The organism is Bacillus sp. FSL R5-0416 (assembly GCF_037975425.1).
GTDB classification, from domain to species: Bacteria; Bacillota; Bacilli; order Bacillales; family Bacillaceae; genus Bacillus; species Bacillus subtilis.
On the sequence record NZ_CP150252.1, the window covers coordinates 927,501 to 941,967 of the forward strand.

Consider the following 14,467-nt stretch of genomic DNA (forward strand, 5'->3'; position numbering starts at 1 on the left):
ATGAGATTTCCCATTCCGCAAGGAAGTAAGATCCCTGAAAGATGATCAGGTTGATAGGTCTGAGGTGGAAGTGTGGCGACACATGGAGCTGACAGATACTAATCGATCGAGGACTTAACCATATTTTTGAATGATGGCACACCTGTTATCTAGTTTTGAGAGAATAAGTTTTTCGAAAAAACACTTGATTTTCTCAAGAATACATAGTATAATGTTAAATGTCACTGAAATTGTCTGGTGATGATGGCGAAGAGGTCACACCCGTTCCCATGCCGAACACGGAAGTTAAGCTCTTCAGCGCCGATGGTAGTCGGGGGTTTCCCCCTGTGAGAGTAGGACATCGCCAGGCAGACTTCATTCCGCAGTAGCTCAGTGGTAGAGCTATCGGCTGTTAACCGATCGGTCGTAGGTTCGAATCCTACCTGCGGAGCCATTATTGGAGAGCTGTCCGAGTGGTCGAAGGAGCACGATTGGAAATCGTGTAGGCGGTCAACTCCGTCTCAAGGGTTCGAATCCCTTGCTCTCCGCCACTGATACTTATACATAATTACAATTGAAAGTCTGGGCCCGTTGGTCAAGCGGTTAAGACACCGCCCTTTCACGGCGGTAACACGGGTTCGAATCCCGTACGGGTCATTATATGATGGAGGATTAGCTCAGCTGGGAGAGCATCTGCCTTACAAGCAGAGGGTCGGCGGTTCGAGCCCGTCATCCTCCACCATTATATCATCGCGGGGTGGAGCAGTTCGGTAGCTCGTCGGGCTCATAACCCGAAGGTCGCAGGTTCAAATCCTGCCCCCGCAACCAAATTTCAAAATGGTCCGGTAGTTCAGTTGGTTAGAATGCCTGCCTGTCACGCAGGAGGTCGCGGGTTCGAGTCCCGTCCGGACCGCCATTTAAATACTTAGGCTCGGTAGCTCAGTTGGTAGAGCAACGGACTGAAAATCCGTGTGTCGGCGGTTCGATTCCGTCCCGAGCCACCACCTATGCCGGTGTAGCTCAATTGGTAGAGCAACTGACTTGTAATCAGTAGGTTGGGGGTTCAAGTCCTCTTGCCGGCACTGTTTTTTCTAAATTTAATGTGGAGGGGTAGCGAAGTGGCTAAACGCGGCGGACTGTAAATCCGCTCCCTCAGGGTTCGGCAGTTCGAATCTGCCCCCCTCCACCATTTATAGGGGCATAGTTTAACGGTAGAACAGAGGTCTCCAAAACCTCCGGTGTGGGTTCGATTCCTACTGCCCCTGCCAAATTTATGACATCTTGAGATTATGGCGGTTGTGGCGAAGTGGTTAACGCACCAGATTGTGGCTCTGGCACTCGTGGGTTCGATTCCCATCAATCGCCCCATATTATCATTGGGCTATAGCCAAGCGGTAAGGCAACGGACTTTGACTCCGTCATGCGTTGGTTCGAATCCAGCTAGCCCAGTCTCACTTTTTATATCAACTGCATATAATGTATTAAGTCCATTTAAAATGCGGAAGTAGTTCAGTGGTAGAACACCACCTTGCCAAGGTGGGGGTCGCGGGTTCGAATCCCGTCTTCCGCTCCAATTACGGCGGCATAGCCAAGTGGTAAGGCAGAGGTCTGCAAAACCTTTATCCCCGGTTCGAATCCGGGTGTCGCCTTCTTATTGCCGGGGTGGTGGAATTGGCAGACACACAGGACTTAAAATCCTGCGGTAGGTGACTACCGTGCCGGTTCAAGTCCGGCCCTCGGCACCAATTTTACTTACATGGTAAGTTGAATTGGTGTTTGTGTTTTATCATTATAACTAATCATATTAATGATCTACATAAGTAGATCATTTTTTTAATGCTTTGTTTTATCATAACAAGTTAAGTTCCGAGGCCTATTATAAAGCGGCTGTATAGCTAGTCTTTCAACACTTTTATTTTTATTTCCAAAAAAACTTTTTTGAAATACGTTGACACTTTATGAGATCCATGATATAGTTATATTCGTCGGTTAGATACGACGTAAAACTTGCCGGTGTGGCGGAATTGGCAGACGCGCACGACTCAAAATCGTGTTCCTTCTGGAGTGTCGGTTCGACCCCGACCACCGGTATACTGAAAAACCCGTTTCTTAATAGACACGGGTTTTTATTTTTTATTAAAGAAAAGGAGCCGAGGCTCCTTTTTATACTTACTCAGCGTATTGGTCTAAGATCTCTTCTAACACCTCTTCAAGCTCTTCTGCATCTTCAAGCTCTGATTGGCTGAAACGGACGCGTACAAGCTGTTCTCCGTCATTATACATCTCTTCCAGCCATCCTCGCAGTCCTCTTGCCCTGCGGTCGACTTCGAAAATGATTTCCAAACCGTCTTCGTCTAAAAGGAAAATGAGCTCTAATTCATCAAGCATCTGACGATAATATCCGGAAGTCGGAACGAATTCGAATTCTTGAACGAACGGAAGGCGGCGTCGGAAGTAGGGCGCTTGTTCACAGTCTGCTTCGTTAAGACGGAAGCCCAGGTTTTCGATTGCTTCCAGCACATTTTCAATCCAAGGGTGCGCTTCAACGAAAATGCGGTCATGATCGGATTTATCGATACCGCCTTGAATGTCAAGGTCTGTCACCACGGCAACCTCTACTTTCCCTACAGTCATCGGCGTATCTAGAGGCAGAGTGAATGTAAACGGAAATTGATGCTCTTCACCAGGCTGTATGGTAAATGAACCAGTGACCCGGAAAGAATGAATTGTAGCGTATTTCCGGTGCTCTTCATCGTCTTTTACAATGACATACCGTGTGCTAAGCTGTAAATCGATATAACGGATGTCCTGAGCGATTTTTCCGCCTTTGACATGTACCGTTCCCTGTACTTCTTCTCCTGGAAAATATGCGTCTTTTTCTAAAATTGTATCTACTTTTGCAGCTCCAATTCCGGCACTTGCCGCAAGTTTCTTAAAAAATGACATGTTAGATCTTCCCCTTTTTCTTTTTTCTCAACAGATATACGCAAGAAGGAGGAAAAAAGATTCGTTTGATTCATACTTTTTTCCTATTATTCGTCTCGGCCTAGGGACAGACTAAGAATAATATTGAAAATAAAGGAGTGGATGGAAGTGAATAAAGAAAGTTTGGTTGCAGATGAATTACACAGAATGTTTTTGGCTGGTGAGCTGCAAATCACAGTAGAGGAGGATATAAACAATATTTCCGAAAGGCTGAGAAACGGCGATCTCAGTTTAGACCGATTAAGCGGTGAAGACGCGTTTATAAAAGAAACGGTAAATGAGGCTTTAAGAAGAGTGGAGCAATAAAAAAGAGACGGCATCTCATCTTTGAGATCCCGTCTCTTTTTGTGGTCTTTGCTGTAAGATAAATCTAATCGATTTGATTTGGAATTGCTCACCCGAGCCATCCCTTTTCTAACAGAAGATCTGACAGTTCATCATGGAGATAAACAGTTGTATCTAATTGATCATGCAATGCTATTCTGATGTGGGGATTTTCGGCTTCTGTTATTGCGACAGAGTATTTGTTAATGCTGGTTTTTATTGTTGTTAACAAATCAAGAATATCTTTGGGACAAAGACTTTGTTCAATGGGAAACCACCCCCTTTGTTTTTATAGCAGCTCCTGATAAGAAAGTATTTGGCTTTGTTTCTTGCTTCTATACAAAATGCTATAATAAGCAACAAATTTTGTTGGGGGGTGTGATGATGAAGCAGATTATTGCGATGGGGGGCGGGGGTTTTTCGATGGAGCCGGATAATTTGTCCCTCGATCAATATATCCTCAATCAATCAAAACGAGAGCAGCCTCGTATTTGTTTTTTGCCGACGGCGAGCGGAGATTCCAGCGGTTTTATCATGCATTTCAAACACTGGATTGTGTGCCGTCTCACTTATCTTTGTTTAAGCCGCCATCAACAGATTTAACTTCTTTTGTTATGGAAATGGACGTGATTTATGTTGGCGGGGGAAATACGCGGAATTTACTTGTGTTATGGAAAGAGTGGGGGCTTGACCAGATTCTTAGGGAAGCATGGAAGAACGGTGTGGTTTTAGCTGGATTAAGTGCCGGTGCGATCTGCTGGTTTGAAGAAGGGGTGACGGATTCAGCCGGACCGCTGACAAGTTTGAAAAGTTTAGGTTTTTTGCAAGGGAGCTTTTGTCCCCATTATGACGGGGAAAAGGATCGGAGACCGGCATACCACCAGCTGATATCTAACAAGTTCTTATGCAGTGGCTATGCAGCGGATGATGGGGCTGCTCTCCATTTCATAAATGATCAGCTGTTTCAGACTGTGAGTTCAAGGTCGGAAGGAAAGGCATATCGGGTGATGATGGCTGAACATGAAATAGCTGAAATCCCGTTGCCGGTCAAATATTTAGGGTGAAATTGGCTGAATATTATCTATATTCCTCTTTTTTTCAGATTGATTTTATGATAAGATGAGTGCGAAATCAATAGTTACTGGGGGTGCCCGCTTTCGGGCTGAGAGAGAAGGTAAGCTTCTTAACCCTTTGGACCTGATCTGGTTCGTACCAGCGTGGGGAAGTAGAGGAATTGTTTTTGTTATTGTCTTGCTGGGCAATAATATGTTTCTTTCTGACTGTAACCGGGTTCATTTATATGAATCCGGTTTTTTGTGCTGGTTATGGGCTTGATTTTGTCCTTTCAAACGTAGAGAGGGGAAGGAAAAGTAATGCAAAACAATTCAGTGCAGCAAGCCAACATTTCCATTATGTCAAGTTTTTCAGGCAGCAAGAAGGTATACGTGGAGGGTTCTTCTTCGGACATCCAAGTGCCGATGAGGGAGATCCTATTGAGTCCGACGACGGGATCGTTCGGCGAAGAGGAAAACGCGCCTGTGCGTGTCTATGATACAAGCGGACCGTATACGGACCCTGAAGTAACCATTAATATTCAAGAAGGATTAAAGCCGCTCCGCCAAAAATGGATCACAGAGCGCGGTGACGTGGAAGAGTATGAAGGTCGGGCTATAAAACCAGAAGATAACGGTTATAAAAAAGCAAATCCAAACGTAAGCTACCCAGGATTAAAGCGGAAACCGCTGAGGGCGAAGGCAGGTCAAAATGTCACACAAATGCACTATGCAAAAAAGGGGATCATTACACCTGAGATGGAATTTATCGCCATTCGTGAGCATGTGTCTCCTGAATTCGTCAGAGACGAGGTAGCTAGCGGCCGGGCGATTATTCCTTCAAACATTAATCACCCTGAAAGTGAGCCAATGATTATCGGCCGGAATTTTCATGTGAAGATTAATGCGAATATCGGGAATTCAGCGGTTACGTCATCCATTGAAGAAGAAGTGGAAAAAATGACGTGGGCCATCCGCTGGGGAGCGGATACGATGATGGATCTCTCTACCGGAAAAGATATTCATACGACGCGTGAATGGATTATCCGCAATTGCCCCGTGCCTGTGGGAACTGTTCCGATTTATCAGGCGCTTGAAAAAGTAAACGGCGTAGCGGAGGATTTAACGTGGGAGATTTATCGTGATACGCTAATCGAGCAGGCAGAGCAGGGAGTGGATTATTTTACGATTCACGCGGGTGTTTTGCTTAGGTATGTACCGCTGACTGCCAAACGGACAACTGGTATTGTGTCACGCGGGGGAGCGATTATGGCGCAGTGGTGTCTGGCTCATCATCAAGAAAGCTTTTTATACACACATTTTGAAGAAATATGTGAGATTATGAAAATGTATGATATTGCTTTCTCACTTGGGGATGGTTTGCGTCCCGGATCAATTGCTGATGCCAATGACGAAGCGCAGTTTGCTGAATTAGAGACGCTTGGAGAGCTGACGCAAATTGCCTGGAAGCATGATGTTCAGGTGATGATTGAGGGTCCTGGACATGTTCCGATGCATAAAATCAAAGAGAACGTCGATAAACAAATGGACATTTGTAAAGAAGCGCCTTTTTACACATTGGGGCCGTTGACAACGGATATTGCGCCGGGATATGACCATATTACTTCAGCGATCGGAGCGGCGATGATCGGTTGGTATGGGACAGCAATGCTTTGTTATGTAACGCCGAAGGAGCATTTGGGGCTGCCAAACCGTGATGATGTTCGTGAAGGAGTCATTACATATAAGATCGCTACGCACGCTGCGGACCTTGCAAAAGGGCATCCCGGAGCGCAAATCCGGGATGATGCGTTATCGAAAGCCCGTTTTGAATTCCGCTGGCGGGATCAGTTTAATTTATCTCTTGATCCGGAGAGAGCCCTTGAATACCATGATGAAACACTGCCTGCCGAAGGAGCAAAAACCGCTCACTTTTGTTCCATGTGCGGTCCGAAATTTTGCAGCATGAGAATTTCACAGGATATTCGGGATTATGCGAAGGACAAAGAGATTAGTGAATGGGATGCTATTGAAGAGGGGATGAAAGAAAAAGCTGAAGAATTTGTGAATCAAGGCAGCAAGCTGTATAAATAATAGATTGACAGTCGAAATGGAATGCGTTTTAATATAGCTAATATCCATTTCCAGTATTTGCTGATCGGAACACCGAAGGCTCTTATCGTTTAGATAAGGGCCTTTTTTGTATGAAAAAGGAGGGATTATTGATGGGAGTCAAAAAAGAAAAGGGGAGAAAACGATTCAGGAAGCGAAAAACCTACGGGAATCAGATTTTGCCGCTTGAGCTGCTGATTGAAAAAAACAAACGAGAGATTATAAACAGCGCGGAACTCATGGAAGAAATTTATATGAAGATTGATGAGAAGCATACGCAATGTGTAACTAAATATAAAAAAACCCGCTGACTACAGCGGGTTTTTGCATTTCTACATTAAGCATCTTTTTTAATCGGCAATCCAAGGCCTTCTGCCACGCGTTTTCCGTATTCAGGATCCGCTTTGTAGAAGTGCTCGATTTGGCGCAGTTTGATTTCTTCTTTTTCTACCGGCTTCATAGCATTAACGATATTTTCAACAAGGCGGGTACGTTCATCTTCACTCATTAAACGATACAGATCACCGGCTTGAGTGTAGTGATCGTTGTGATCGTAGCTTACGCTGTCAGCGATGCCTTGTACCGGATATGCTGCTTGCTTATCCTCAGGTGACTCTTTTGGACCGCCGAAGCTGTTAGGCTCGTAATACACAGATCCGCCGCCGTTATCATCAAAGCGCATTTGTCCATCACGCTGATAATTGTTTACTTTGTTGCGTGCGCGGTTGATTGGCAGCGCTTGATGGTTTGCACCGACACGGTAGCGGTGTGCATCATGATAAGCAAACAGTCGGCCTTGAAGCATTTTATCCGGTGAAACATCAATACCAGGCACGAGTGTTCCAGGTGAAAATGTCGCTTGTTCTACCTCTGCAAAGTAGTTTTCCGGATTTCTGTCTAGAACCATGCGTCCGACCTCGATTAACGGGTAGTCTTTTTGAGACCAAACTTTTGTGACATCAAACGGATCGAAACGGTACGTGTTTGCATCTTCTAAAGGCATGATTTGCACATATAGTTTCCATGCAGGATAATCACCGTTTTCGATTGCATTGAAAAGGTCTTCTGTATGGTAATCAGGGTTTTCACCGGCAATTTTTGCTGCCGTATTGACATCAAGGTTTTTCACGCCTTGTTCCGTTTTAAAGTGATATTTAATCCATACGCCTTCGCCTTCGGCATTTGTCCATTTGAATGTATGGCTTCCGAAGCCGTGCATGTGGCGAAGTGTTGCAGGAATTCCGCGGTCAGACATCAGGATTGTCACTTGGTGAAGTGACTCTGGTGAAAGTGACCAGAAATCCCATACAGCCGTAGGGTTTTTCAGGTGTGTTTTAGGATCTCTTTTTTGTGTATGGATGAAATCAGGGAACTTAATCGCATCGCGGATAAAGAATACAGGCGTATTGTTGCCGACGATGTCGTAGTTTCCTTCTTCAGTATAAAATTTAACAGCAAATCCGCGCGGGTCGCGAACTGTGTCAGCAGAGCCAAGTTCACCGGCAACTGTTGAGAAACGGATGAACAACGGTGTGCGTTTGCCGACTTCAGAAAGGAAAGCGGCTTTCGTGTATTTAGTTACGTCGTTTGTCACTTCAAAATATCCGTGTGCGCCTGCTCCTTTGGCGTGAACAACACGTTCAGGAACACGTTCTCGGTTGAAATGGGCCAATTTTTCGAGTAAATGTACATCTTGAATTAAAGTTGGTCCGCGAGAACCGGCAGTCATTGAGTTTTGATTATCTCCAACCGGAGCGCCCCAGCTAGTTGTCAGTTTATTTGAACTCATGTTATCACCTCTTGGAATTTATAAGAACATAATATCATCTCTAAGTAAAAAGTCAATATTATTTTATAATTATTATAAAATAGTTATCTCTATTAATCGATATCTAGTATCGAAAGTGTTGAAAAACCTTGTTGTAACAGCTTTTTATGACACTTAATAATTTTTGGAGAAATAATTTTTCCTTCTCTATTTGCGAAACAAGCAGAGTAAGTGATAAACAAGGATATCAAAAATCGTATTTAAAAAAGAGTTGACATATCGGAATAATTTGAATTAACATGTTATTCAAACAAAAAAACAATTGGGCAGCTGATCGGACCGCCGAAGGCTCTCATCTCTACAAGAACAGAGATGGGGGCCTTTTTGTTTTTTTGAAGGCGGGGTTGGCAGAAAGAGAGGGATAAAAGTGGCTGTGACCATCAGCATCAAAGAAAAGGCATTTGTTCAAGAGGGCCGCAAAAACACGGTCTTAGAGAACATAGAATTATCAATCGCACCAGGCGAATTTCTAACGCTTATCGGACCGAGCGGGTGTGGAAAAAGCACCCTGTTAAAGATTATTGCAGGGCTTGATTCTGAATATGACGGGAGTGTGGAAATTAACGGCCGCAGCGTAACAGCTCCGGGTATTCAGCAAGGATTTATTTTTCAGGAACACCGCCTCTTTCCTTGGCTGACTGTTGAGCAGAATATTGCAGCCGACTTGAATTTGAATGACCCAAAAGTCAAACAAAAGGTGGATGAACTGATCGAGATTGTCAGATTGAAAGGATCGGAAAAAGCATATCCGCGCGAGCTGTCAGGCGGCATGTCACAAAGAGTAGCCATCGCCCGGGCCCTTCTGCGGGAGCCTGAGGTGCTACTTTTAGATGAACCGTTTGGTGCACTCGACGCTTTTACAAGAAAACACCTGCAGGACGTGCTGCTGGATATATGGAGGAGGAAAAAAACAACGATGATTCTCGTGACTCATGATATAGATGAATCTGTTTATTTAGGAAATGAGCTTGCGATCCTTAAGGCCAAACCGGGGAAAATCCATAAGCTGATGCCCATTCACCTGGCGTATCCGCGGAACCGGACGACTCCGGATTTCCAAGCGATCAGACAGAGAGTGCTGTCGGAATTCGAGAAAACAGAAGATTTGGAGTACGCAGAAGGATCAGGGATATAGAAAGGGCGGAAGCGGAAATGAAAAAAGGACTCATTGTATTGGTTGCCGTTATTTTTCTGCTCGCAGGCTGTGGAGCAAATGGAGCCAGCGGTGACCACAAACAATTGAAGGAAATTCGTATTGGTATTCAGCAAAGCTTAAGCCCGCTTTTGATCGCAAAAGAAAAAGGCTGGTTCGAAGATGCATTTGAAAAAGAAGGCATCAAAGTGAAATGGGTGGAGTTTCAAAGCGGTCCGCCCCAATTTGAAGGCCTTGCGGCAGACAAACTTGATTTTTCTCAAGTCGGTAATTCGCCTGTGATCGCTGGACAGGCGGCAGGCATTGACTTTAAAGAAATCGGTTTGTCTCAGGACGGCTTGAAAGCAAACGGCATCCTTGTCAATCGAAACAGCGGCATTCAAGACGTTAAGGGCTTAAAGGGGAAGAAAATTGCAGTCGCCAAAGGCAGCAGCGGGTTTGATTTTTTGTATAAAGCGCTTGATCAAGTGGGGTTGTCAGCTAACGATGTGACAATTATTCAGCTTCAGCCTGATGAAGCAGCTTCCGCATTTGAAAACGGATCTGTTGATGCCTGGTCCATTTGGGAGCCGTACTTGTCCTTAGAAACAATGAAACACGGAGCAAAAATCCTTGTGAACGGAGAAAGCACAGATTTATATTCACCGGGTTTTACTTTAGTAAGAACAAAGTTTTCAGAAGAGCATCCAGACGAAGTGGTCCGTTTTCTGAAGGTGTTTAATAAAGCCGTTGTATGGCAAAAGGAACATCTGGATGAAGCAGCGGACTTGTATTCTGACATTAAAGATCTCGATAAAAAGGTCGTCGAAAATGTGCTGAAAAATACTGAACCTCTGAATGAGGTCATCAGTGACGACATTGTGAAAGCGCAGCAGGAAACAGCAGATTTTCAATTTCGAACAAAGGCGATAGATAAGAAGATTGATGTGAAGGATGTTGTCGATAACACTTTTATCAAAAAAGCATTAGAGGAACATTCCTCAGGAGGTGACCAATGATGAAAGCAGAGGCTGCGGGCTCGCTGCCCAAAACGAATGCGGAAGCGGTGCGAAAAAAGCCCGGAAGGAAGAGATACGGCTGGATGAAGGGGCTTTTACTGCCCGCTGTCATCATTGCCATCTGGCAGATCATCGGCGGGCTGGGAGTTGTGTCCGCTACAGTGCTGCCTACACCTGTTACGATTGTTCTGACCTTTAAGGAGCTTATTTTGTCCGGCGAACTGTTCGGCCATCTGCAAATCAGCATTTATCGGGCGGCGCTTGGTTTTTTGCTTGGCGCAGGGCTTGGATTGATGATCGGGATTTTGGCCGGATTCTCCAAACGGACGGAGCTGTATCTTGATCCGTCGTTGCAAATGCTTAGAACCGTACCTCATCTGGCCGTCACGCCGCTGTTTATTTTATGGTTCGGATTTGACGAAGTATCTAAAATTTTGCTGATTGCGCTCGGTGCCTTCTTTCCTGTCTATATCAATACGTTTAACGGCATCCGCGGGGTTGACGCGAAGCTGTTTGAAGTCGCCCGGGTGCTTGAATTTAAATGGCATCAGCAGATATCCAAAGTGATATTGCCGGCAGCCCTGCCCAATATATTGCTAGGCATTCGCTTATCGCTCGGCATTGCATGGCTCGGGCTCGTTGTGGCAGAGCTGATGGGCTCAAGCTCGGGAGTCGGCTATATGATCATGGATGCGAGACAGTTTTCACAAACGAATAAAGTCTTTGCAGGGATTATCATTTTTGCAGTGGTTGGAAAGCTGACGGATTCCTTCGTCAGGCTGCTTGAACGAAAGCTGTTAAAGTGGAGAAACAGCTACGAAGGATAAAAGATATCAAGGGGAGATGAATATGGAAATTCTTTGGTTTATACCGACTCATGGAGACGCGAGATATTTAGGATCTGAAAGTGATGGACGGACTGCGGATCATCTTTACTTTAAACAAGTCGCGCAGGCGGCAGACAGGCTGGGATATACAGGAGTTCTTCTGCCGACGGGAAGATCGTGCGAGGACCCGTGGCTTACAGCGTCGGCACTGGCAGGAGAAACAAAGGACTTAAAGTTTTTAGTCGCGGTAAGACCTGGTTTAATGCAGCCTTCTCTGGCAGCCAGAATGACGTCCACTCTAGACCGCATTTCAGACGGCCGGCTGCTGATCAACGTTGTGGCTGGGGGCGATCCGTATGAGCTGGCAGGCGATGGCCTGTTTATCAGCCATGATGAGCGCTACGAGGCAACAGACGAATTTTTAACCGTTTGGCGGAGACTTTTGCAGGGAGAAACGGTTTCCTATGAAGGAAAGCATATAAAAGTGGAAAACAGCAATCTGCTTTTCCCGCCGCAGCAAGAGCCGCATCCGCCCATCTATTTCGGTGGTTCGTCACAGGCTGGGATTGAAGCTGCCGCAAAGCATACAGACGTGTACTTGACATGGGGTGAGCCGCCTGAACAAGTAAAAGAAAAAATAGAAAGAGTCAAAAAGCAAGCGGCAAAAGAAGGGAGATCCGTTCGATTTGGCATTAGGCTGCATGTCATTGCCCGTGAAACTGAACAAGAGGCATGGGAAGCGGCAGAGCGCTTGATCAGCCACTTGGATGATGACACCATTGCCAAAGCGCAGGCAGCTTTGAGCCGTTACGACTCTTCAGGCCAGCAGCGGATGGCCGTCCTTCATCAAGGCGATCGGACGAAGCTTGAAATCAGCCCGAATCTGTGGGCGGGGATCGGCCTGGTCAGAGGAGGGGCAGGAACAGCTCTTGTCGGTGATCCGCAGACGATTGCCGACCGGATAGCGGAGTACCAGGCACTCGGCATAGAATCGTTTATATTCTCCGGCTATCCGCATTTAGAAGAAGCGTATTATTTTGCAGAGCTTGTATTTCCGCTTTTGCCGTTTGAAAATGATCGGACGAGAAAGCTTCAGAACAAAAGGGGAGAAGCGGTAGGAAACACTTATTTTGTCAAAGAGAAAAATGCATGAGTTTAACTAAAATACAGCCCCCCCGAACATGGTATGATATTCAAAAAAAGGGGGCTTTTTTTCTGAAAACATTGAGAAGCGCGGCAGTCATTTGCCTCATAGCTATGCTGTCTGCATGCGGACATTCAAAACAGATGGAAATCAAAGCGGCGGACATATCAGATCTTGAAAAAAACAGAATGGATGTCGCAGCTTCACAGGCATTCACTGCCGAAGCCGTCAATATCGGTGAAGGTATTTCTTCAGCTGACATGTACATCGAACATTATCAAAAGGGAAAGCTTGTTGAGAGGTTTGGACCGGTTCGTGCAGATTATTCAGAGGAAAAACCCGATACCATACAATTTGTTTATTTTGAGAATGAAGAGGGGGAAGGAAAGAATAAACATACCACCATTCATTTTGGCATTGTGGATAAACAGGGAAATATAGCGGCTGATTCATCGGTGAAACGCGACGATAGCACAACACAGGAAATGACTCAGAATATTTCATCGCCGGAACCGATTACTTTCGAGAAGCCTGCTTTGATCGGCAGCAGTATTAGAGGGACTGACGAGACAATGCACACCTCTGAACATAAAAAAGAGCTCATTAAGCATCAAGATGCGTTACTGTATTATGTGGAATTGCATCATTAGAGTGGGCGGCTTCAAGCCGTCTGTTTTACAAAGCGGTATGCTTGCTTTTTTGAATGGTGCATGATACATTTTAAATCGTAACAATTTCGATTTAAAGGGAGGCTATGTGACTTGGCTAAAAAATCAAAAGTGGCAAAAGAGTTAAAACGCCAACAGCTTGTTGAGCAATACGCTGGTATTAGACGCGAGTTGAAGGAAAAAGGAGATTACGAGGCACTCAGCAAGCTGCCAAGAGATTCAGCACCGGGAAGGCTTCACAACCGCTGCATGGTAACGGGGCGCCCGAGAGCATATATGAGGAAGTTTAAAATGTCCAGAATCGCTTTCAGGGAGCTGGCCCATAAAGGCCAGATTCCCGGTGTGAAAAAAGCAAGCTGGTAAGAAAAAACTCCGGCCGATTACAGCGCGCCGGAGTTTTTTTCGTTTTTCTTGAAAGAGATGACGTAGGAAAGGTGCTGGATGATCATGATGATAAACACAATAATAATAGGGAAAAACGGAATGCGCGATTGAAATAGCGGATAAAAAATGAGAAGAACCGCTGCGGCAGGCAGCGAGAAGTAGACAGCGATATATGACGCGCGACATGCTTTTGCCGTCATCATCTGCTCTCTTTCATCCTGCTCTTCAAACTCATCAGGCAGAAGAAGCTGCTTTCTGGCAGGGCAGCTTTTTTTCTGTAAGTACAAATAAACCGCAGACGCCGCAACAAACAGAATAAAGGGGGTGAGGTTTAATTCAAACACCATCCCGCCGCTCTTTGTGCCGAAAAAAGATGCAATTCCTTCTGACGCTTCAAAGTATGCAATCAGCGTCCAGCATGCAAGGCCAAATAACACAAGGTGAAAAGCTGCTTTTGTTTTCATGCTCATCTTAGTTTTCCTCCTCTAACCAAAAGACATCCTCCATTTTCATGGAGAAGGCTTTGCAGATTTTCAGTGCTAACAGCAGTGAGGGAACATAATCGCCTTTTTCGATAGCAGCCACAGTCTGTCTTGTGACGCCGACTGTTTCTCCTAGTTTTTCCTGAGAATAGCCGAAGCGTGCCCTCAGCTCTTTTACTTTATTTTTCATCATGACGTCTGTCCCCTTCACAATCTCGATTGATTATATTGTATAGTATACTTAACATTATGTAAATGGAACTTAACAACTTTACAAAAAGATAACTTTTTTTCGACAAAATTTTTATATGCCCTTGACGAAAAATAAATAAACATGTAATATAAAAAAAGTCAGAGCGGTACTGTTGCTGACAATCACAAATGCGGGTGTAGTTTAGTGGTAAAACCTCAGCCTTCCAAGCTGATGTCGTGAGTTCGATTCTCATCACCCGCTCCATACATACGTTATTAACGCAGTGTTTCGTTTCTCAGATAAACGAAGTATTGCGTTTTTTTATGTAAAAAAGAACA

General features: G+C 45.0%; 14 protein-coding genes, 17 tRNA genes, 2 rRNA genes, 1 pseudogene and 1 riboswitch (1 of these 35 running past the window's edge). Of the genes and pseudogenes, 29 read left to right on the forward strand and 5 right to left on the reverse strand.

Annotated elements, in window-relative coordinates; genetic code table 11:
* The 18 genes from NYE20_RS04745 to NYE20_RS04830 all read left to right on the forward strand — a co-directional run.
* A 23S ribosomal RNA gene (locus NYE20_RS04745) occupies positions 1-122 on the forward strand; it begins 2,806 nt to the left of the window's first position.
* A 111-nt stretch (positions 123-233) separates the two neighbouring features.
* A 5S ribosomal RNA gene (gene rrf / locus NYE20_RS04750) occupies positions 234-349 on the forward strand.
* 9 nt (positions 350-358) lie between these two features.
* Positions 359-433: transfer RNA gene (locus NYE20_RS04755), tRNA-Asn, on the forward strand.
* Between the two features lie 5 nt (positions 434-438).
* Positions 439-530 (forward strand) — tRNA-Ser (locus tag NYE20_RS04760).
* 34 nt (positions 531-564) lie between these two features.
* Positions 565-636, forward strand: a tRNA-Glu gene (locus NYE20_RS04765).
* Between the two features lie 9 nt (positions 637-645).
* Positions 646-721, forward strand: a tRNA-Val gene (locus NYE20_RS04770).
* Between the two features lie 9 nt (positions 722-730).
* Positions 731-807: transfer RNA gene (locus NYE20_RS04775), tRNA-Met, on the forward strand.
* A gap of 11 nt (positions 808-818) precedes the next feature.
* A tRNA-Asp gene (locus NYE20_RS04780) sits at positions 819-895 on the forward strand.
* Between the two features lie 12 nt (positions 896-907).
* Positions 908-983: transfer RNA gene (locus NYE20_RS04785), tRNA-Phe, on the forward strand.
* Between the two features lie 5 nt (positions 984-988).
* Positions 989-1,061 (forward strand) — tRNA-Thr (locus tag NYE20_RS04790).
* A gap of 22 nt (positions 1,062-1,083) precedes the next feature.
* Positions 1,084-1,168, forward strand: a tRNA-Tyr gene (locus tag NYE20_RS04795).
* A 5-nt stretch (positions 1,169-1,173) separates the two neighbouring features.
* Positions 1,174-1,247, forward strand: a tRNA-Trp gene (locus tag NYE20_RS04800).
* Positions 1,248-1,271: 24 nt separating this feature from the next.
* Positions 1,272-1,347: transfer RNA gene (locus NYE20_RS04805), tRNA-His, on the forward strand.
* Between the two features lie 9 nt (positions 1,348-1,356).
* Positions 1,357-1,428, forward strand: a tRNA-Gln gene (locus tag NYE20_RS04810).
* A gap of 49 nt (positions 1,429-1,477) precedes the next feature.
* Positions 1,478-1,552, forward strand: a tRNA-Gly gene (locus tag NYE20_RS04815).
* 5 nt (positions 1,553-1,557) lie between these two features.
* Positions 1,558-1,628: transfer RNA gene (locus tag NYE20_RS04820), tRNA-Cys, on the forward strand.
* A gap of 7 nt (positions 1,629-1,635) precedes the next feature.
* Positions 1,636-1,724 (forward strand) — tRNA-Leu (locus NYE20_RS04825).
* 264 nt (positions 1,725-1,988) lie between these two features.
* Positions 1,989-2,070: transfer RNA gene (locus NYE20_RS04830), tRNA-Leu, on the forward strand.
* A gap of 78 nt (positions 2,071-2,148) precedes the next feature.
* Here the strand turns inward: NYE20_RS04830 and spo0M are convergent.
* On the reverse strand, positions 2,149-2,925 hold the full coding sequence (spo0M, locus tag NYE20_RS04835) for a sporulation control protein Spo0M (protein WP_017697518.1): 777 nt from the start codon (positions 2,923-2,925) through the stop codon (positions 2,149-2,151).
* A gap of 141 nt (positions 2,926-3,066) precedes the next feature.
* Between spo0M and NYE20_RS04840 the strand changes: the two genes are divergently transcribed.
* Positions 3,067-3,270, forward strand: coding sequence for a hypothetical protein (locus tag NYE20_RS04840; protein ID WP_014479229.1), 204 nt, complete (start codon positions 3,067-3,069; stop codon positions 3,268-3,270).
* Between the two features lie 88 nt (positions 3,271-3,358).
* On the opposite strand, the gene NYE20_RS04845 is transcribed toward NYE20_RS04840, so the two are convergent.
* Positions 3,359-3,556, reverse strand: a complete 198-nt coding sequence (locus NYE20_RS04845; RefSeq protein WP_250622378.1) for a spore coat protein — start codon at positions 3,554-3,556, stop codon at positions 3,359-3,361.
* Between the two features lie 116 nt (positions 3,557-3,672).
* On the opposite strand from NYE20_RS04845, the pseudogene NYE20_RS04850 reads away from it, so the two are divergent.
* The 3 genes and pseudogenes from NYE20_RS04850 to senS all read left to right on the forward strand — a co-directional run bounded on the left by NYE20_RS04850 (position 3,673) and on the right by senS (position 6,763).
* Positions 3,673-4,352, forward strand: a pseudogene (locus NYE20_RS04850) (Type 1 glutamine amidotransferase-like domain-containing protein).
* A gap of 69 nt (positions 4,353-4,421) precedes the next feature.
* Positions 4,422-4,529, forward strand: a riboswitch (TPP riboswitch).
* Between the two features lie 132 nt (positions 4,530-4,661).
* The gene (gene thiC / locus NYE20_RS04855) at positions 4,662-6,434 is read left to right on the forward strand and encodes a phosphomethylpyrimidine synthase ThiC (protein WP_339184654.1); all 1,773 of its coding nucleotides are present in this window, start codon (positions 4,662-4,664) and stop codon (positions 6,432-6,434) included.
* A 131-nt stretch (positions 6,435-6,565) separates the two neighbouring features.
* Entirely contained in the window at positions 6,566-6,763 is a 198-nt protein-coding gene (gene senS, locus NYE20_RS04860) for a transcriptional regulator SenS (RefSeq protein WP_003245192.1), read from the forward strand.
* A gap of 26 nt (positions 6,764-6,789) precedes the next feature.
* Here the strand turns inward: senS and katA are convergent, their stop codons facing one another.
* Positions 6,790-8,241 (reverse strand): catalase KatA, encoded by a 1,452-nt coding sequence (gene katA, locus NYE20_RS04865; RefSeq protein WP_014476225.1) that lies wholly within the window; start codon positions 8,239-8,241, stop codon positions 6,790-6,792.
* Between the two features lie 406 nt (positions 8,242-8,647).
* Between katA and NYE20_RS04870 the strand changes: the two genes are divergently transcribed.
* The 6 genes from NYE20_RS04870 to rpsN all read left to right on the forward strand — a co-directional run bounded on the left by NYE20_RS04870 (position 8,648) and on the right by rpsN (position 13,433).
* On the forward strand, positions 8,648-9,415 hold the full coding sequence (locus tag NYE20_RS04870) for an ABC transporter ATP-binding protein (RefSeq protein ID WP_014479236.1): 768 nt from the start codon (positions 8,648-8,650) through the stop codon (positions 9,413-9,415).
* A gap of 17 nt (positions 9,416-9,432) precedes the next feature.
* Positions 9,433-10,431: an aliphatic sulfonate ABC transporter substrate-binding protein gene (locus NYE20_RS04875; protein ID WP_249852598.1), complete on the forward strand. Its 999-nt coding sequence runs from the start codon at positions 9,433-9,435 to the stop codon at positions 10,429-10,431.
* Complete coding sequence (locus NYE20_RS04880; protein ID WP_072176038.1) at positions 10,428-11,258, forward strand: ABC transporter permease; 831 nt, start codon at positions 10,428-10,430, stop codon at positions 11,256-11,258. Before NYE20_RS04875 ends, NYE20_RS04880 begins: the two co-directional genes overlap by 4 nt.
* Before the next feature lie 22 nt (positions 11,259-11,280).
* Complete coding sequence (gene ssuD / locus NYE20_RS04885; RefSeq protein WP_003245787.1) at positions 11,281-12,411, forward strand: FMNH2-dependent alkanesulfonate monooxygenase; 1,131 nt, start codon at positions 11,281-11,283, stop codon at positions 12,409-12,411.
* A 104-nt stretch (positions 12,412-12,515) separates the two neighbouring features.
* A complete protein-coding gene (locus tag NYE20_RS04890) occupies positions 12,516-13,052 on the forward strand; it encodes a hypothetical protein (protein ID WP_032725752.1) in 537 nt (178 codons plus the stop codon).
* Between the two features lie 111 nt (positions 13,053-13,163).
* Complete coding sequence (rpsN, locus tag NYE20_RS04895) at positions 13,164-13,433, forward strand: 30S ribosomal protein S14 (protein ID WP_003233455.1); 270 nt, start codon at positions 13,164-13,166, stop codon at positions 13,431-13,433.
* Positions 13,434-13,450: 17 nt separating this feature from the next.
* On the opposite strand, the gene NYE20_RS04900 is transcribed toward rpsN, so the two are convergent.
* Positions 13,451-13,924, reverse strand: a complete 474-nt coding sequence (locus NYE20_RS04900) for a hypothetical protein (protein WP_003233453.1) — start codon at positions 13,922-13,924, stop codon at positions 13,451-13,453.
* A 1-nt stretch (position 13,925) separates the two neighbouring features.
* Positions 13,926-14,126 (reverse strand): helix-turn-helix transcriptional regulator, encoded by a 201-nt coding sequence (locus NYE20_RS04905; protein ID WP_009966860.1) that lies wholly within the window; start codon positions 14,124-14,126, stop codon positions 13,926-13,928.
* Positions 14,127-14,319: 193 nt separating this feature from the next.
* Here NYE20_RS04905 and NYE20_RS04910 point away from each other — a divergent pair.
* A tRNA-Gly gene (locus NYE20_RS04910) sits at positions 14,320-14,393 on the forward strand.
* Positions 14,394-14,467: the final 74 nt, after the last annotated feature.